The sequence below is a fragment of the Adhaeribacter aerolatus genome (genome assembly GCF_007991635.1).
GTDB classification, from domain to species: Bacteria; Bacteroidota; Bacteroidia; order Cytophagales; family Hymenobacteraceae; genus Adhaeribacter; species Adhaeribacter aerolatus.
In genome coordinates, this window is record NZ_BJYS01000043.1 from 61,639 (window position 1) to 79,586 (window position 17,948).

General features: G+C 43.9%; 15 protein-coding genes. 4 read left to right on the forward strand and 11 right to left on the reverse strand.

What is annotated here, in order from left to right; translation table 11 throughout:
* Positions 1–109 precede the first annotated feature (109 nt).
* Positions 110–1,246 (reverse strand): N-acetyl-alpha-D-glucosaminyl L-malate synthase BshA, encoded by a 1,137-nt coding sequence (bshA, locus tag AAE02nite_RS22155; RefSeq protein WP_146903393.1) that lies wholly within the window; start codon positions 1,244–1,246, stop codon positions 110–112.
* 267 nt (positions 1,247–1,513) lie between these two features.
* Complete coding sequence (locus AAE02nite_RS22160; RefSeq protein WP_146903396.1) at positions 1,514–4,459, reverse strand: serine hydrolase domain-containing protein; 2,946 nt, start codon at positions 4,457–4,459, stop codon at positions 1,514–1,516.
* A gap of 400 nt (positions 4,460–4,859) precedes the next feature.
* Here AAE02nite_RS22160 and mutL point away from each other — a divergent pair, with 400 nt between their 5' ends.
* From mutL to AAE02nite_RS22175, 3 genes are read left to right on the forward strand one after another with little or no spacing between them, the layout of a single operon-like run.
* Positions 4,860–6,704, forward strand: coding sequence for a DNA mismatch repair endonuclease MutL (gene mutL / locus AAE02nite_RS22165; RefSeq protein ID WP_146903399.1), 1,845 nt, complete (start codon positions 4,860–4,862; stop codon positions 6,702–6,704).
* Between the two features lie 19 nt (positions 6,705–6,723).
* Complete coding sequence (locus tag AAE02nite_RS22170) at positions 6,724–7,500, forward strand: rhomboid family intramembrane serine protease (RefSeq protein WP_146903402.1); 777 nt, start codon at positions 6,724–6,726, stop codon at positions 7,498–7,500.
* A 2-nt stretch (positions 7,501–7,502) separates the two neighbouring features.
* A complete protein-coding gene (locus AAE02nite_RS22175) occupies positions 7,503–8,393 on the forward strand; it encodes a rhomboid family intramembrane serine protease (protein WP_146903405.1) in 891 nt (296 codons plus the stop codon).
* A gap of 192 nt (positions 8,394–8,585) precedes the next feature.
* On the opposite strand, the gene mdh is transcribed toward AAE02nite_RS22175, so the two are convergent.
* From mdh to AAE02nite_RS22215, 8 genes are all read right to left on the reverse strand, one after another.
* On the reverse strand, positions 8,586–9,524 hold the full coding sequence (gene mdh, locus AAE02nite_RS22180; protein ID WP_146903408.1) for a malate dehydrogenase: 939 nt from the start codon (positions 9,522–9,524) through the stop codon (positions 8,586–8,588).
* 359 nt (positions 9,525–9,883) lie between these two features.
* Entirely contained in the window at positions 9,884–10,159 is a 276-nt protein-coding gene (locus AAE02nite_RS22185; RefSeq protein WP_146903411.1) for a hypothetical protein, read from the reverse strand.
* A gap of 195 nt (positions 10,160–10,354) precedes the next feature.
* Positions 10,355–11,398, reverse strand: coding sequence for a nucleoid-associated protein (locus tag AAE02nite_RS22190; protein ID WP_146903414.1), 1,044 nt, complete (start codon positions 11,396–11,398; stop codon positions 10,355–10,357).
* A 172-nt stretch (positions 11,399–11,570) separates the two neighbouring features.
* Entirely contained in the window at positions 11,571–12,368 is a 798-nt protein-coding gene (locus AAE02nite_RS22195) for an NIPSNAP family protein (RefSeq protein WP_146903417.1), read from the reverse strand.
* Between the two features lie 309 nt (positions 12,369–12,677).
* A complete protein-coding gene (locus tag AAE02nite_RS22200; protein ID WP_146903420.1) occupies positions 12,678–12,875 on the reverse strand; it encodes a hypothetical protein in 198 nt (65 codons plus the stop codon).
* A gap of 223 nt (positions 12,876–13,098) precedes the next feature.
* Positions 13,099–14,622: a PD40 domain-containing protein gene (locus tag AAE02nite_RS22205; RefSeq protein WP_146903423.1), complete on the reverse strand. Its 1,524-nt coding sequence runs from the start codon at positions 14,620–14,622 to the stop codon at positions 13,099–13,101.
* Positions 14,623–14,852: 230 nt separating this feature from the next.
* Positions 14,853–15,506 (reverse strand): OmpH/Skp family outer membrane protein, encoded by a 654-nt coding sequence (locus AAE02nite_RS22210; RefSeq protein ID WP_146903426.1) that lies wholly within the window; start codon positions 15,504–15,506, stop codon positions 14,853–14,855.
* A gap of 250 nt (positions 15,507–15,756) precedes the next feature.
* On the reverse strand, positions 15,757–16,218 hold the full coding sequence (locus AAE02nite_RS22215) for a DUF4268 domain-containing protein (protein WP_146903429.1): 462 nt from the start codon (positions 16,216–16,218) through the stop codon (positions 15,757–15,759).
* Positions 16,219–17,004: 786 nt separating this feature from the next.
* Between AAE02nite_RS22215 and AAE02nite_RS22220 the strand changes: the two genes are divergently transcribed.
* Positions 17,005–17,367 carry a hypothetical protein gene (locus tag AAE02nite_RS22220; protein WP_146903432.1) on the forward strand — a complete coding sequence of 121 codons (363 nt, stop codon included), beginning with the start codon at positions 17,005–17,007 and terminating at the stop codon, positions 17,365–17,367.
* A 25-nt stretch (positions 17,368–17,392) separates the two neighbouring features.
* On the opposite strand, the gene AAE02nite_RS22225 is transcribed toward AAE02nite_RS22220, so the two are convergent.
* Entirely contained in the window at positions 17,393–17,770 is a 378-nt protein-coding gene (locus AAE02nite_RS22225; RefSeq protein WP_146903435.1) for a PH domain-containing protein, read from the reverse strand.
* Positions 17,771–17,948 lie beyond the last annotated feature (178 nt).

Sequence of the window (17,948 nt, forward strand, 5' to 3'; positions counted from 1 at the left end):
GCCCTAGTGCCTTGATGAAGAATCAAAATCCTAAACTTTCCGCCTGCTAAAAATAAAAAATCCCGCCATTATGGGCAGGATTCCTTATTATCGCCTAGCAGCGGACCTGTTAAACGGTTTCCATCTGGGCATCTTTTATTTTCTGATAAAATTGCTCGTATAACGGTACAATTTTGCTGGTTTCAAAATCTTTGGCACGGGTCAGGGCATTGGCTTTGAACTGGGGCAAATTGGCATCGTCGAGCACATAAAGGGCATTTTTTACCATATCCTGTACATCGCCCACCGGACTAACAAATCCGGTTACCCCGTGAATATTCAGTTCGGGAATACCGCCGGCATTGGAAGAAATAACGGGCACCTGGCAGGCCATGGCTTCGAGTGCGGCCAAACCAAAACTTTCTTTTTCCGAAGGCATTAAAAACAAATCGGCCACCGAAAGTACTTCTTCTACGGCTTCGAGCTTACCTAAAAAACGCACATCGTTGCACACATTCAGCTTACGGCAGAGTTTTTCAGCTTTCATCCGGTCTGGTCCGTCGCCCACCATCAGCAACTTGCTAGGTATTTGCTGGCGCACCTTGTAAAATATTTTAATTACATCCTGCACCCGTTTCACGCTCCGGAAGTTAGAAGTATGCACCAGTAGCTTTTCGCCAAACGGACTAATAGCTGTTTTAAAATGTTCTTTTCGCTGCCGCTGAAAGCGCTCTAAATTTATAAAATTAGGTATTACTTCAATCTCCTTCTCGATGCGGAAGTGGTTGTAGGTTTCGGTGCGGAGGTCGGCCGAAACCGCCGTAACGCCATCGGACTGGTTGATGCTAAAGGTAACCACCGGTTCAAAGGAAGGGTCTTTGCCCACTAAGGTAATATCGGTACCGTGCAATGTTGTAATTACCGGAATCTGAATGCCCTTGGTTTTTAATATTTGTTTGGCCATAAAAGCCGCCGAAGCGTGCGGTATGGCATAATGCACGTGCAGTATATCCAGCTTTTCGAACTGCACAATATCTACCATTTTGCTGGCCAGTGCGAGCTCGTACGGATCGTACTGAAATAGCGGGTAGGAGGGAACAATAACTTCGTGGTAAAACAGATTCTCGTTAAAAAAATCGAGACGGGCCGGCTGGCTGTATGTAATAAAATGTACCCGATGGCCTTTTAAAGCCAGTTCTTTGCCGAGTTCGGTGGCTACTACACCACTGCCGCCAAAGGTGGGGTAACAAACAATACCTATATTCATGAAGTAATTTAGACTTAATGGTGTACTACTTGTACGTGGCAATATTTAGTAAGGACCACTTCTAAGACCTAATAAATATTAATCAGACAAAGTAAGTAAATAGTTTTGAATTTATTTTACCCAGTTTACGAAGCATAATCAGGAAAAGAACAATAAAAACTAGGACTCATTAATTTCTAATTGCTTTTAAACTTGATTTTTTCTGATTTAAAACCACAGCCAGGCCCGAATTCAAGCTACTTTTTGGTATAACCAAGAAGAACCGGTTTAAGTTTTAGGAATAATAGCATTATAAATAACATCGTGAATGCGGGTGCGGATGCTATAACTGGTTAATTTATTATTCACGGCATCCGGGTTAACGCGGTTCGATAAGAAAATATATACCAGGTTAGTTTCGGGATCTACCCAGGCGCAAGTGCCGGTAAATCCGGTATGGCCATAGGTGCTTAAAGAAGCCAGGTTGGAGGTGGCGCCAACGCCATCGGGGGCTGCCATATCCCAACCTAATCCGCGACGGTTGCCTTTAAAGGGCCGTTGTGCAAATTCGCTCACCACATCGGTGTTAAAATACCGGTGACCGCCGTAAGTGCCGCCTTGTAAATTCATCTGCATCAGGGCGGCTACATCAAAGGCATTCGAGAATAAACCGGCGTGGCCCGCAATGCCACCCAGCATAGCCGCGCCCTGATCGTGCACCGTGCCCCAAATCTGAGCCTTCCGGAAATAGGTGTCGTTTTCGGTTGGAGCAATTTGCTCTTTGGTAAACCGCGTTAAAGGCGTATACCCTAAGGTAGTTAAGCCCATTGGCCCATAAAAATTCTGATCCATGAAATCGCTCAGGTTCTGGTTCAGGAGTCTTTCGGCCACCCGGCGTAAAAAGTAAAAGGTCAGGTCAGAATATTTAAACTCGTAGGTGCCGCCTTTGGGTTTGGAAAGCATGGGCGACTTTTTAATCCATTCCCACATGGTTTCCTCAATATCTTTAGCCGCGTACATGCCCGGCACTACTTCGTGCGGAAATTCGAGACTTTGGGTATCGGCGTAATATTTATGTTTTACTTTGGGGTCGGTGGTGCGCTGGTGAAAAGGCAAACCTGGTTGTAAACCGGCCTGGTGGGCCAATAACTCCCGCATGGTTATGTTCTGCTTATTCGTACCTTTCAGATCAGGTAAATATTGCGATACTTTGGCATCCAGGCTGAGTTTACCCCGATCTTTCAGATACATAATAGCCTGCAACGTAGAAGCCACCTTGGTTATAGAAGCAATATCGTAAATGGTATTGGTAGTAACCGGCTGGGTTTTGTCGTAAGTAAAATGGCCGTACGCTTTCTCGAATATCACGGCACCGTCTTTGGCCACTAAAACCTGGCAACCCGGAGTAGCTGCATAGGCAATAGCTTCCCGGGCAATATTATCGATCTGGGTTAATATTCTGGAGTCTAAACCTACCGCCTCGGGTAAAGTAAAGCGCAGGCGATTTAGTGAATGGGTGGCAAATCCCCGGCCTAACGATAAAATAGGAGAAGCCGAAACGGGTAAAGTACCCTGGGCCGGTAAAGCGCCAAATAAAACCTGGGGTACCACCAGTTGGGTAACTTCGTTGTTTTCGTAGCCGCAGACCAGCCAGTTGCTGTGTTCGAAATACTGCAGGCTGTAAGGGTTACCCATGGCCACCACAATAACTTTTTGTTTGGGATTGGCCTGTAACTTTTTAATAAAATTGCGGGTCGCATCGGGTATGCCAAAACTATTTACCGGGGTATTATTTATTTTATGCAGACTAACCACCACTACATTATGGGCCTGTAAGCTCCGGTAAAGCCGGGCATAAGCCGAGTCGTCGGAGGGGCGAATGGGTGTTTCGTAAGCCGTAACCGGTGCGTATTTTTGCAGGGTTTTGGTAAAAGTATTATCGGTGCGGCCCCCAAACGCAACGGAAGCAAAACTAATGGTATCGAGCGTACGGAATGGTAAGAAGTTATCTTTGTTGGTTACCACCGTAACCGCATTTTCGTAAAGCTGCTGCTGAATTATTTTGCTCACCGGCCGGTTCAAGTCTTCGGTTAAATTTTTAGTTTCCACCGGTTTATAGTTATTCAGGCCCGCCCAGTACTTGGCATGCAATACTTTCTTTACCCGGTAATCTACTTCTTCCTGACTGATTTTGCCGCCCGCAACTGCTTCCTTAATTTTTGCCATCGCCACGGGTACATCTTCGGAATACAACAGAATATCGTTACCCGCAATTAAGGCCAGGGCATCTACTTCGCCGGGTTTATGATACTTGGTTACGCTGCGCATATTCAAAGCATCGGTAAACACCAGGCCTTTGTAGTTCATTTTTTCTTTTAACAAACCCGTTACCAGGTTGTGCGAAAGGGTAGCGGCCGTATTAGCAGTGGTATCAAATACCGGTAAATGAATGTGCGCTACCATTACCCCCATTACGCCGGCATCGAAAGACTTTTTAAAGGGGTATAAATCCACCGATTGTAACCGGTTCATATCGCTTTTAACAACCGGTAGCGTTTTATGAGAGTCTTTGTCCGTATCGCCATGCCCCGGAAAGTGTTTAGCTACTGCCACAATACCATGGTCCTGCAAACCTTTAATATAAGCAATGCCGCGGCTGGATACTTTTTCGATGGATTCACCAAAAGAACGGTTGCCGATAACGGGGTTGCGGGGATTGCTGTTCACATCCAGCACCGGCGAGAAACTCACGTGCACACCCATGCGCTTCAGTTTTAAGGCAATCTCACGGCCCATCAGGTACACATGTTTGTCTTCGTTTATGGCGCCCAGGGTCATTTGCTTCGCAAAGTACATGCTGCTGTCCAGGCGCATACTCAAGCCCCATTCGGCATCCATGGCAATAAATAAAGGCACGTGGGCTTTGCTTTGGTATTGGTTGGTGAGTTTAACCTGGCGCTTGGGGCCACCCTGCATAAACATCAGGCCACCAATATTATACTGGGTTATCAGACGCTCAATCTGGCGGACGTGGGCCGCATCTTTGTTAGAGTAGGCGGTAACCATAAACAACTGACCCAGCCGCTGATCGGGCGTTAACGTGGCAAAGACACTATCTACCCATTGATGTTCCGCTTCCGAAACAATCCGCTCGTCGGAGGGAGAAGAAGAAGTCATCAGCCCCACTCCCAAAACCAATATTAAAAGTAAAAAAATATTAAAGCTTTTCAGCATGCGTACTTAAACCCTAGTATTTTGAATAGCTCAGAATAAAATCTAATTTTGCAAGAAGCAGATTTTTAGCGGCCAGTTGGTCTTTAGGAAGAGAAATCCACCTTGCCCACCAGAAAACGATACGATTCCGTTTTCGAAAATTAAACATTTTTTGCTTAATCAGACAAATGAATTTTATTCCTGCTTTATTTATACAACAAAAAAACAGGCTTTTGGGTTTAAACCTACCGGCCTTTACCTTGCCGTTAAGCAGATGCAAAACCCTTGCCTTTTTTTGCTCTTCTGCAATTATACGTAATTTTTTTATCTGATTGTACCTGAAAAAACTTCTTTAACCGGTACTTTAGCGTGGAAGAAAATTTTAGTTTGTTCTATTTTTCCTGTTAGTTAATAAACCTGCATGCCCGATATTATAAATTTATTACCTGAGTACCTGGCCAACCAGATTGCCGCCGGTGAGGTGGTGCAGCGCCCGGCATCGGTGGTAAAGGAGCTTATGGAAAATGCGGTGGATGCCGGCAGCACCAACATTCAGTTAATTGTAAAAGAAGCCGGCAAAACCCTGATACAGGTAGTGGATAATGGCATTGGTATGTCGCCGACCGATGCCCGTATGAGTTTTGAACGGCACGCAACTTCCAAAATAAAATCTACGGAAGATTTATTTCGCATCCGGACCATGGGTTTTAGGGGCGAGGCTTTGGCTTCGATTGCGGCCGTAGCCCAGGTAGAACTGAAAACCAAACGCCGCGAGGCCGATACCGGCACGCGGCTGGTGATTGAAGGATCCGAGGTAATAAACCAGGAGCCGGTGGCGATGCCCGATGGTACCAACCTGTGCGTAAAAAATTTGTTTTTTAACGTACCGGCCCGCCGTAATTTTTTAAAATCGAATGCCGTAGAAATGCGGCATATCCTGGATGAGTTTACCAGGATTTCCTTGTCGCACCCGGATATGGCCTTTTCGCTGTACCAAAACGACCTGGAGGTTTTTCAGTTACCGGCCGCTAAACTGAGTCAGCGCATTGTGGCTATTTTTGGCAAAAGTTACAAAGAACAACTGGCGGCATGCGAAGAAAATACCCCAACGGTAAAGGTAAGCGGTTACGTGGGCAAACCCGAATTTGCGAAGAAATCGCGGGGCGAGCAGTTTTTCTTTGTTAATAACCGCTACATCCGCAATGCGTACCTGAACCACGCCGTTTTAACGGCCTATGAAGGATTACTTCCGAAAGACAGCTTTCCGTTTTACGTACTCTTTCTGCAACTCGACCCCGAGAGCATCGATATTAACGTTCACCCCACCAAAACCGAAATAAAATTTGACGACGAAAAAACCGTTTATGCTATTGTACGGGCAGCGGTAAAACAATCGTTGGGGCTGAATAATATTGCGCCTTCGCTCGATTTTGAAGGCGATGTGAATTTTGCCCCTTTGCGGCCTGTTCGTACTGACTTTGATTTTCCGGCACCTGCATCGTCGTCTATTCCGTCTTCTGATTCGTTTTACAGCATTCCAAGGAGCAGCGGCATTACGGAAACACGTGCTTCTGCTTTTTCGCCGGCTAGAGCTACTTTTTCGTGGCCCGAGCCGCCGGCCGCCGAAAATATTAATCAGAATGGCGGCGATATTTTTGAGGATATATTTGCCAGCAGCCCCGAACCGGTGACGGTAACCGGCAGCAAGGCCATGCAAATCCATAACAAATATTTGCTGGTGCAGGTTAAATCGGGCATTATGCTCGTAGATCAGCAGGCGGCGCAGGAACGGATTTTGTACGAAAAATTTGCTGCGGCCCTGCAAAAAAACAAAGGCGCTTCTCAGGCTTTGTTGTTCCCGGAAGTATTGCAGTTTTCGCCGGCCGATTTTGCGGTAGTGCAGGAAATGGAAGGAGAATTAAAGGCGCTGGGGTTTATTTATAACGATTTTGGTAAAAACACCATTGTAATTAATGCTATTCCGGCCGATGTGCCGCCTAACCGGGAGAAAGAACTTTTTGAAGGTTTAATCGAGCAATACCAAAACAACCGCGACGAGTTGGCGTTGGATAAAAAAGAATTAATGGCGCGGGCCATGGCCAAACGGGTAGCCTCCCGGCTCGTAAACCGCATGACCGAAGTCGAAATTAATGCCTTGGTAGATAAGCTATTCGCCACCCAGGTACCCAATTATACGCCATCGGGCCAGAAAACACTGGTAATGATGGACCTGAACCAATTACAGCATTTGTTCGGGAAAAGCTGATTTTAATGCTGGATACACTATGATGAATATTACACCAATGGTCAGGAACCTCCTGATCATTAACCTGGTTGCTTTTATTGCCTTTAGTTATTTTGGAAGTGGTAATATGTTTGCGCTGTACGATTTTCGTTCGGCTAATTTCCGGCCTTACCAGTTCCTGACCCACATGTTTATGCACGGCGGCTGGGGCCACCTGTTCAGCAACATGTTTAGTTTATTTATTTTCGGGCCGATGCTGGAGTACCGCTGGGGGCCGCAGCGCTTTTTACTGTTTTACTTGATTACCGGTTTTGGGGCCAGCGTATTATTTACGGCGGTGCGATCTTACGAATTTCACCAACTGGAGCAGGATACCGTACAATATATAGCCGACCCAACGCCCATTAATTTCCGGAACTACCTGGAAGAGCATTTAACCGGCCGGTACAACGAGCAAGCCGTAGAGCAGTTCCGTCAGAATGCCAGTGATCCGTCAATGGTAAAAGCTACGGTACAATCTGTCCGGAATTTATACAACGACCTGATAAATATTCCGATGCTAGGCGCATCAGGCGCGGTTTTTGGCATCTTAATGGCTTTCGGCATGTTATTCCCCAATACGGAACTCATGTTGTTGTTCTTTCCTTTTCCAATAAAGGCCAAATATTTTGTAATGCTTTACGGCGCCTACGAACTGTATGCCGGTATTCAACGGAACCCCGGCGACAACGTAGCGCACTATGCTCACCTGGGTGGGATGTTATTTGCCTATATCCTGATAAAGGTTTGGGAAAAAGATAAAAATCACTTTTACTAGAAATGAACAGTATTTTTAACGATATAAAAAATGCCTTTAACAGGCACGACAACTCATTAAACCAGTTGATATTAATTAATATTCTGGTTTTTGTTGCCCTGATTCTTCTCCGTACCATTTTGTGGCTGGCCCAAACCGATTATTTTGGAACCATCATGAGCTGGTTGTCCTTACCTTCTGATCCGGTAGATTTGCTGTGGCACCCCTGGACTATATTTACCTATTTTTTTACGCACCGCGATTGGCTGCACATTATTTTTAACATGCTTAACCTTTACTGGTTCGGGATGTTGATCCGGGAATATTTAGGCAGTAAGAAATTAGTGAGCTTGTATATTTTGGGCGGTTTGAGCGGGGCCGTGCTGTATTTATTGTTTTACAACTTTGTACCTTTCTTTATTCAGCGGGGCAGTGCCGAAATGATTGGTGCTTCGGCGAGTGTGTTGGCCATTATTGTAGCCGCCGCTACTTTGCTGCCCGATTATACTTTTAATTTGTTGCTGCTGGGTCCGGTAAAAATAAAATGGATTGCCTGGTTTCTGGTGCTGCTGTCGGTTTCAGGTGCTGTCGGCGACAATGCCGGCGGCAACGTGGCGCATTTGGGCGGCGCTTTGCTGGGCTATATTTTTATTCGGCAATTAAAAAATGGCAGCGATATGGGCCGGTTTATTCATAGCACCTGGGCCTATATTTCGGGTTTGTTCTCGCGGCGGCCCCGTATGAAGGTAAGCTATAAAAACCCGGCAACCGCTACTTACGCTGCATCGAGTGCCAGCGGCAAACCCAGCCAAAACGAAATCGATTTTATTCTGGATAAAATATCCAAATCCGGCTACGAAAGCTTAAGCAAAGAAGAAAAGCAAAAACTCTTCCGCGCCAGCCAGAAGGAGTAGGGTTGTTAGTAATTAGTAATTAGTAATTAGTTATCAGGGGTTTGTTTTAGTTGTTCTCAAATTGATTAGGCGAATAGGTTAGGAAAAATTAATTCGAAATAATATTGACAGACTTGTAAATAATTATATTCATAAACAAGAAAGCACTGCCTAAGCAGTGCTTTCTTGTTTATGAATATAATTAGCTAATAACTAGCTTCCTGATTGCATATTGTCCAGCACGGCCATTACTTCTTTCACGTGCTTGTCTGACAGGCGGAGTAATTCCATTTCCTGATTGTTTAGCTGGAGTTCGATTACTTTTTCTACGCCGTTTTTGCCTAACACCACCGGTACGCCCAGGTAAGTGCCGTCGATGCCGTATTCACCTTCTAGTCTGATACAAACCGGGAAAACCCGCTTCTGGTCCCGAACAATAGCTTCTACCATTTGGGCTGCTGCCGAACCTGGCGCGTACCAGGCCGAAGTTCCCATTAATTTTACCAATTCGCCGCCACCATTTTTGGTGCGCTCAATAATGGCATTCAGCGGTTCTTCGTCAATTAATTCGGTAACCGGTATGCCACCTACGGTAGTGTAGCGGGGCAGCGGCACCATGGTATCGCCGTGGCCACCCAGTAAAACGGCCTGAATATCTTTCGGTGAAACATCTAATGCCTCGGCAAGGAAGGCCCGGTAACGAGCCGTATCCAGAATACCGGCCATACCAATAACCCGGTTGCGGGGTAACTTAGAAGTAATATGCGCGGCGTAAGTCATAACATCCAGCGGGTTAGAAACCACAATTATAATGGCATTGGGTGAGTGCTGAATAATATTTTGAGTAACCGACTGCACAATGCCTGCATTCGTAGAAATGAGGTCGTCGCGGGTCATGCCGGGTTTGCGGGGCAAGCCCGAGGTAATAACTACAACATCCGAATTAGCAGTACGAGAGTAATCGTTGGTTACGCCCACGGTGCGGGTATCGTATAAATTAATGGGCGATTTCTGCCAGATATCCAGGGCTTTGCCTTCGGCTACGCCTTCTTTAATATCTAATAATACTACTTCGTTTGCTATTTCGCGATAAGCTAATACGTCGGCACACGTGGCGCCCACATTACCTGCTCCAACTACGGTTACTTTCATGATAGATACTACTAAGTTTAAGTTGGTGAATAATTATTGACGCGTAAAAATATAAAAAATGGCCTATCTACATAGGAATTAAATATATTATTTGGCAAAAGGTAAGGGGAAGTACCGGTTTGAGGTTGTTCTAAACGTCCTGGAGTTATTTAGTAATAAGAACCTGACACTTATTTAAAGTGCTTGATTAGATGGCTGTGCCTATAAGCGATGCCGCCGGATGCACATGAAACTACACCACAAAGGCAATAAGGACCATTAAATTTTGCGTAAGTGCGCAATGAAAGATTATTTCTGCAGAGAGCAGGAAAAGGCTACCCTATGAGCAGACAGGAGCCAACCGAAGGAAATAAAATATTTTAGCAATCGCAGGAGAACTCGTGGTAATTCTCAAAACCCGGGGCAAAATTTTCGTCTACGCTGTAAAGGCGGTCGAGCCGGATTTTTTCGCCGGTAGCCAAGGTTAAATATTCCTCGCCGGCTTCTGCTACTATACCGTTTACCACCGCCCGGGCAGTAATAAATTCGTGAATATCGGTGAAGTACTGCACCCGGCAATATTTGCGGCGAGCTGCCAAGTCTTCCAATACCGAATAAAATGTTTCGTCGATGGGTTTATAAACAGTTTCGTACATGGCTTTACAGTTTTCAGTAAACAGTTATCAGTTAATAATTATCAGTAAACAATTAATATAAAATGGTAGAGAACAAATAAGGATATCTAAATCCACACCCTAATGACGAATTTGATTCTTTTAAACCATTACACTTCTTTAATTTAACTGTTACCTGTTCACTGATAACTGTTTACTGATAACTGTTCCCTGTTTTTAGGATTCTTCTTTAAAAAAGAGCTGATAAAAGTGCATACCGCGCTCTTCGTCGTAGCCTTTTTCTATGTTCTGGCTATTACCGTGTACGTAAATATGAAAGCTTTTGTCGAGCTTAATGATACTTTTCATGTAGCGGGTTTGCTTTTTTACCGCCGAATCGTGAATGTCGAATTCGGGTTTTATTTCGAAGTTCCGCTCGGTTTCGTAGGTACTTTTGTAGTTCTGGAAGCTCTCTATTAAATCAGGTTGTTTTATTACTTCGTTCTGGAACTCGTTTAAATCGAAAACTTCTTTCTCTTTCATAAAATCCATCGACTTATGCAGCAGGTTGGCTTGTTCGGCGCGACTCACATCAAATTCTTCGGGCAGGCGTTCTTCCACAAAACTTTTGCAGAGGCTCATTATTTTCTGGGTATGAAAATAACTGTCCTGCCGCGATTTAAGCTTCAGAAAATCATCTTTCCAGTAAAGGGCTTCGTTGCTTTTGCTCAGGTTGTCGACGGTGGCTACCAGATAGCCGTGTTCCCCGTCGGTATTAAATATTAAACAACCTTTGTCCAGTTTATTAATATTAACGCCGTCTTCGCTGTCAATATCAAAGGTATCACCGTTGGGATATACTTTCAGATAAGTTTCCCTGGATTCGGATTTAAACAAACCCACGGCATCAACCGCTTCGCCATCTACCACGCAGTCCGACAGGTAAGTAACATAAAATTCGCCTTCCTTTATTTTGGCGTGGGTGCTTTGCTCGTAAAGGTGCCGCGCCAGGTTCATAGATTGTTCGTGCAGCGATTCGGGCTCGGCAAAAATCTTCGAAACAAAGCTGTAGACTTCATTGAGGTTAATATCTGACTCGTGGTACAGGTTAAAATATTCTTCGGATTTAAAGGGCGATAAAAAATATTTTAAAAGTAATTCCTTTACAAAATTGTCGAGTTTTAATGGCTCTTTGGAAAACCGGATATCTTCGTCTCGGCTTTTATTGCCTACTTTGTGCAGGATAATATTTTCTAATTTAACTTCGGAAGTAACCAGCATGAATAATTGGGGGATAGATTTAAGGAAGACAAAGATAAGGCAGCTTGCTTAATAGCCAATCAGGAAAAACGAGCTGGTAAAAGTAAATAGTTTTTAATCTAATTACCGCCAGAAACCAAGCGGCCCGTTTCTTTGGAAACGGGCCGCTTACTAGTTATTATCGGGTAGCTGCTTAAATGTCAGAATATTCAGCCGGACGTAAAAACAAGGTTACGTTTTTAGAAACATTGTTTTTGTATTCAGGCTTAGCCGATAAAGTTTTCCAGGCGGCATCGTCCCGGAAAGATTGCCATTTCTCGTCGCGGACCGGCCGGTTTTCGAAGGTAGTCATGTACATGAGGTTGGGCATCGTGCTGCCGGCAATTACTTCGCCGTAAAATACGGCATTAAAGCCTAAACGGTTAAATATATCTATTTCGCCGCCCTGATTAAACATTTGTACCTTGTTCTGGTAAGTTTTTTCGGTGTGACCTTCGTAGCTGCGTAGTTCATACACGCGCTCCGATTTCGGTCCTTTCAGTTTTGGCAAAGCCATTTGGGGCATCAGTTCAAAGGCCTGAATAACGATGCTTTCCATGCGGGTGTAAGGCGGATTGTTGTAAGGTGCGTTAATGTAATCGGCGCCGGCCTGGGCGTATTGCTTATCTTTTTGCAGCGCCTGGGGCAGCTTAACCAACTGGTCCAGCGATTTCATGGGTACCATTACGTAAATTTTTTTAATACGGGCGGTGTCGTTACCTATTGGTTTAAAAACGCCAACTTCACTTACACCGGCACGGTGCATGGCGGGTAGGTACGCACTTTTTAAATAATTTTCTACCCGGTCTTCCTGCTCTTTTGTTTTTAAAGAGTACACTTTTAGTTCGTAAAATTCGCGGGCAGGCGCGCTATTGGCGGGTACGGCCATGGTTATACAGCTCAGAAACAACACAGCTAATAAAAGGCTCCAAACACGGTTACTTTTTTTCATTTGGTGGATAAGGTGATTTTAGTTAGTTATAAAAATAATGGTTGCAAAAATATAAAAAAATTATAGCCCTGCTAATCAGTTTAAATACTTATAAGTTCTGTTAGTTAAGCCGGTTTAAATCACTGCAAATAAGCTAATGTCAAATTCTATTCCATAAGTAACCCGAAGGTATTAAGCGGCAAAACCGAGGAATTGTAGCAAATCAGTAAACAGTAAAGGCAGGTTGCTAAAAATAAACCAGCACAGAAAGAATAAAAAAAGTCCCTGCTGTTGGAGCAACAGGGACTTTCCGGCTTTTAGGTAATATTATTAATGGCTTCCGGCCGATGAGCCTGCATCCTGGCCACCATCCTGGTCGGAGCTCGTGCCCCGGCTGCCACCTTTGGCTGGTCGCTTGGGGTCATCTACATTTTCGTTGCCTTGGTTACCAGCCATTTTAGATACGGAGTTAATATCCTTTACAAGTTTCTTATCTTGATCCTGGTCCTTATTTTTGTTATCCTTCATGGTTCAAAAGATTAAGTGAAACGTTAAAAGCTGTTTGCTTTTAACAACTACTTACGGAGAACCTGTATGCTGGGTGGCAAAAAAAATAATTAGCCGGAATTAGGCACCCTGTTACAGCAATTATGAAGCGGCTATTTGTCTGCTGCTGCATAGTTTTTATCTACGCGTAATCTTCTTTAGAGATAGCACACCTGATTCTCAGTCTTAAATTAAAGCAGCCTAATTATGGTTGGGTAGATACGTCGGAATTGCTGATGAAGGCTACCCGCTTGCTGTCCGGCGACCACGAGGGCGTATTGATGCTGCCTTGTCCGCCGTAGAAATAGGCGATTACTTTGGGTTGGCCACCGGTAATGGGCAATAAACGCAAATACACGTGCTTGTAAAATGGGTGATCGTCGGGCTTTACCTCTTCTTTTAGAAAAGATAAAAATACAATCCACTTGCCGTCCGGCGAAATATGTGGAAACCAGTCGTGGAATTCGTTGGTGGTGGTAACGGCTTCCTGGTTGCTGCCGTCGGGTTTCATGCGCCAGATTTGCATCGCGCCGGTGCGGTTCGAGTTAAAATAAATCCACTTACCATCGGGCGTATATTCCGAGCCATCGTCGAGACCCGGGCTGGTAGTTAAGCGCTTTTCGGGCCCGCCCGCCGCTGGTACGGTATAAATATCAAATTCATTGTTGCGTTGGCCGGTAAAGGTAAGCGTTTTACCATCCGGCGACCAGCCGTGTAAATAAGAAGGACCGGTAGGCGTAATTTGTTTAAGTGTGCCGCCCGTAACTGGTACCGTCCAGATAATTGAGCCCAGGTTGGGTAAAGAACTGCTCAAGCCCAGCATTTTACCGTTGAAAGAAAGGACGTGGTCGTTGTTGTTGCTTTTTACGTTGCCGGTATTAATTACCTGAGGTGTCCGTTTGGCCAAATCAAACCGGTACATCAGGCCTTCGCTGTTATAAATCAAAGCTTTGTTATCGGGTGTCCAGTTGGGCGCCTGCAGCGATTTGGGTGCCGTATAAATTATTTCGCGGTTACCGGTGGCTATTTCCAGGCGTTCAATGTGGCTGCCAATATATTCGCGGTAAGGCACAAAGTTTTCTTTGGCTGGAACGGTCAGGCGCACATCCCGGAAAGTGCCTTTTTCCACTACATCTTTGTTATGGGCGCATACAAACAAACCCACGTACACTTCTTCGCCAATATTTAAATTTGCTACCTGTTCGGTTTTAAAGGGTTCGCCAAATTTAGCTACCCGCATGGTGTAGGTGTTGCCGCGCCGTTCCAGTTGTATCACATCGGGCGCCGTAACCTCCGACCGCACTTCTTCGGTTGCCGCCCCTTTCTCTTTCCGGTATTGCAAGGCGGTCAGGCCATCGCCGTGCACCACGGCATTTACGTGCGCCGAATTAGGTTCTAAGCTGGTGCGGGCCATCCAGCCAATTTTGCGATGGGGGTCAACGCCCTTGCCTTGTAACCGGCCCCGGGTATACAAGATAAAATCACCTTTCATCTTTTTCCAGACAAAATGGAATTCGTCTTTATCGAACCAGATATTGGTGCCGGCACCCGAAAGGGTATATTCCTGGGTGCTGGCCTTGTAAGTGGCCGAACCTCTGTGTATGACAGGCCCAATATCGGTTTGCCCATCGAAAACGCCAATTTTGTTTGGCTGGGCTAATGCCGCAGGGGTAAAGGCCTGCAGGAACATAAAGGCTCCTAATAATGTTAAAAGTACTGGTTTGCTCATTTTAGTTTGGGGTTGGGTGGATAAAGATTATGCGCAAACCAATTAAAAGTTTGCGTTGCTTACAGCCTATAAGATATGCAATTAATTCTGTAGTGGCCCCTAAGAGCGCTTTCGATTTTAGACAGCATTTTTAACATATTACTTTAAAGCAGGTTCAACCTAAACATAAAAAAAGCACGACCTTCAGGTGGCCGTGCTCTCTTTTAAAATTAAATTAAGTTATATAAAGTCTATTTGATACCCAGTTTGGTTTTTACCAGCGGCAATATATTATGACTTTCTTTGGCATAAATAAAAGAACCGGTGTTGGTATCAAATATATAATCGTAACCATTTTCTTTGCCAACATCTTTAACGGCTTTTTCGGCTTTGTCCAGAATGGGCTTAAACAGATCTTCGCGTTTTTTGGCTACCTGCTGCTGACCCGATACCTGCGATTGCTGCAGACGCTGTTCTAAATCCTGAATGGCCCGGATGCGGGTTTCTTTAACCGCATCAACCATCGTTTTTTCCTGGGCCTGAAATTCTGTAACCTTTGTTTGATATTCGGATTGCAGCCCGCCGAATTGTTTTTCCAGGTTTTTTACAAAAGCTTCTAGGTTGGCTTCGGCCCTTTTGGTTTCGGGCATTATTTTAAGCAACTCGGCGGAGTTGATGTAACCAAACTTCTGGCTGGGAGCAGTTGCCGTTGTTGGGGTGGAAGTAGTGGCAGCCGTACTGGTGACCGATGTGTCGGAGGAAGCAACAGCGCTTGAATCCGGAGAAGTAGCGGTGCTCTGGCTGGTATTTTTTCCGGCATTGCCTGCTTTTTGCTGGCAACCCGCCATGAAAGAGGTTCCGGCTACTGATAAACTTAAGGCTAAAACTAAAAAAGGCCTCTTCATAATTGGTGGTATAATAGATTTAGAAAAATTGACGGGAACAAAATAGCTATATTATCGGGGTATTTCCTATTATTTTTTGCCGGTTAAATCAGGTATTACTTGCCGGCAGCTTTTGGAAAAGCGAATTTAGTTGGCCATTTTTTACTTTAAAGCCGGTTTTTGCTGCCCGTGTAGCGCTGTATAAAGCAAAAATATTATTGATTCTATTTTTGATTTTGCATTCGGTAGTAGCTTATTTACCCGATAATTTTTAACGCAATTCTTCAAAACTATACTGCGCATCGCCCCAGAACTGGTCCAGTGAAATAATGCGTGGCTTAAAAAAAGAAATCAACGTAGGCCAGTCGTCGCGGTTAAACACATTTACAGGACTAATTTCTTTATAAATCCGGCTGATAATTTTGCCATTTTCGTCTGGTATATGAAATTCCCACTCCCAGGTTTCGCCTACTTGCTCGTGCAGATAAGCTTTTAAAGTTGTAAACTGATCAAAAAATATCTCCTGAATCTCTACGTCCGGGTGTGTCAGTTCTATGCCGATAGAGGCCGTTTTTTTATCGGCTTTCATCCGGAAGTAAACATGTTTCTGACCTGTATTGTAATTCAGCCAGTTGGGCTTTAAACCTTCGGCCGATAGCACCGGTGACATGTATTGCCCGAAAGTAGTCCAGAAAGCCTGACGCAACTGCGAAGCTTGTTCTCTTGTATACATGGTACAAAATTAAAAATAACCCGTCAAATGAAGTTACATTAACCTAGTGAAAAGTTATAGAGGATGTTTTTTTACAACTTACATTGGAGCTTTTCTTAAGCTTTATTTTGGTTAAAACGCCCATTTTGAAAGATAAAATCGAATGAAACTGGGGCAATTAGTTACCGGCAAAAAAACCTATAATTAATTATAGTTATATTTTATTATAAAATAATTATATTAATTGCTTGTTTTAGTCTGTGCTAAAATGTACTTTTAAGTTGGATTTTGTATATTTTTGATTCTGAGAGTACTGGAATACTTGTATTAGTTTTTCTTTGAAATTGCTCTTTACTCCTGTTAAATTTTTAGTGCCAACGCTTAAATCAGTTAAGTTTTTCGCTGAATTTTAGGAGGGTAAGTGACGCTAGAACTGATATTTTATAAACTAACCCCGCAACCGCTGTTATGCTGCCGCACGCAAATGATTTTTCCGGTTTTTGTTTGCAGGTAGCCAAAGAAGTTCTGTTAGAATGATAGTTTCAGCCGTCATCCTTAATAATTGTTCATACTTCAAGTATAACTCCTGGCTTAGGCCAAATAGCTTGCATTAAGATACTTAACTTAAATAATTAAGCGGCATGCATACTAAATAGCTGATTTTACTGTTTAGTAAGCGAGCATTTTAATCGAATAGTTTAGAAGCTAAGCAATACCAAACTTAGTAGCTACAGCCAAATGCAGGCAGGTAAAACAATAGGTTGAATGAAGTAGCTTTGCTTAAGCAGTATTACTCCAAAATAGTTTATGATGAGTTTTGAAATATTAAAAATTGATGGTTGTGCGTACCTGGTTATTCCCAAAGACTATACCGTTCAGGCCAAAATAAATAATAGTTTCCAATTTGAGTCCAGTACAGGTTTCCCGGCAATGGAGCTGGAGGCAAAACTAAACGAAAATATACTAAGGTTGCTCCGGCATTATGTAGCGCTTTTTATGCCCCAGATTATTCCGGCAGACCTTTATTTTGATTATACCGATTTATATACGTTTGTAGGCCAGTTAAACCGGCACGAAATACGAGCGGCAACCCCGGTAGAGAAGGATACTTTCTGCAATAAAGAAGTTATAACTCTTTATTACGATTATAATACCCACATTACGCTTTAATGCATATTACCAGCTAACGCGGCATTTATTTCAGAATGTGCGCGCTTAACAATTGGTAAGCCACATTAATGTTATTATCTCTTTTAAATTCTTTCCGGATTGGTTCGGGCTGGCCGGTAATCCATATCTTTAATTCGGCATCTAAATCCAGCAAGCCGGCACTCTCTTTCGAAAATTTAATGATTGACCGGTAGGGTATCGATAAATATTCGGCTTTAGAACCCGTAAGTCCCTGCTTTTCCACCAGAATCAGGCGCTTATTGGTAAACACAAACATATCCCGGATTACCTTAAAAGCTTTTTCCAGATATTCTCCTTCTACCAGAAGCGAAGAAAAGTCATTTTGCAGCTTTTCGATGGACACTTCCGAAGCATTGCCCATTAAACCATCCAGTAAACCCATAGCTTTAATATTTAATTAAAAAATAAAGGATTTTGTGTTGAATCCCGAGTTCGGAATAATTCTGTACTAATATATAATAAATCTTTTGGCTGAACCGGATTAACGTCGTTTTTTGCTGCAAGCTTGTTTATAAATGTAAATAATTTGCTTAAAGGCAGGAAGGAGGTTATGCAGTCCA

Bases quoted from the DNA above. Each gene is read 5' to 3' on its own strand.
- bshA (WP_146903393.1), bottom strand. From the start codon at position 1,246: ATGAATATAGGTATTGTTTGTTACCCCACCTTTGGCGGCAGTGGTGTA.
- AAE02nite_RS22160 (WP_146903396.1), bottom strand. From the start codon at position 4,459: ATGCTGAAAAGCTTTAATATTTTTTTACTTTTAATATTGGTTTTGGGA.
- mutL (WP_146903399.1), top strand. From the start codon at position 4,860: ATGCCCGATATTATAAATTTATTACCTGAGTACCTGGCCAACCAGATT.
- AAE02nite_RS22170 (WP_146903402.1), top strand. From the start codon at position 6,724: ATGATGAATATTACACCAATGGTCAGGAACCTCCTGATCATTAACCTG.
- AAE02nite_RS22175 (WP_146903405.1), top strand. From the start codon at position 7,503: ATGAACAGTATTTTTAACGATATAAAAAATGCCTTTAACAGGCACGAC.
- mdh (WP_146903408.1), bottom strand. From the start codon at position 9,524: ATGAAAGTAACCGTAGTTGGAGCAGGTAATGTGGGCGCCACGTGTGCC.
- AAE02nite_RS22185 (WP_146903411.1), bottom strand. From the start codon at position 10,159: ATGTACGAAACTGTTTATAAACCCATCGACGAAACATTTTATTCGGTA.
- AAE02nite_RS22190 (WP_146903414.1), bottom strand. From the start codon at position 11,398: ATGCTGGTTACTTCCGAAGTTAAATTAGAAAATATTATCCTGCACAAA.
- AAE02nite_RS22195 (WP_146903417.1), bottom strand. From the start codon at position 12,368: ATGAAAAAAAGTAACCGTGTTTGGAGCCTTTTATTAGCTGTGTTGTTT.
- AAE02nite_RS22200 (WP_146903420.1), bottom strand. From the start codon at position 12,875: ATGAAGGATAACAAAAATAAGGACCAGGATCAAGATAAGAAACTTGTA.
- AAE02nite_RS22205 (WP_146903423.1), bottom strand. From the start codon at position 14,622: ATGAGCAAACCAGTACTTTTAACATTATTAGGAGCCTTTATGTTCCTG.
- AAE02nite_RS22210 (WP_146903426.1), bottom strand. From the start codon at position 15,506: ATGAAGAGGCCTTTTTTAGTTTTAGCCTTAAGTTTATCAGTAGCCGGA.
- AAE02nite_RS22215 (WP_146903429.1), bottom strand. From the start codon at position 16,218: ATGTATACAAGAGAACAAGCTTCGCAGTTGCGTCAGGCTTTCTGGACT.
- AAE02nite_RS22220 (WP_146903432.1), top strand. From the start codon at position 17,005: ATGATGAGTTTTGAAATATTAAAAATTGATGGTTGTGCGTACCTGGTT.
- AAE02nite_RS22225 (WP_146903435.1), bottom strand. From the start codon at position 17,770: ATGGGTTTACTGGATGGTTTAATGGGCAATGCTTCGGAAGTGTCCATC.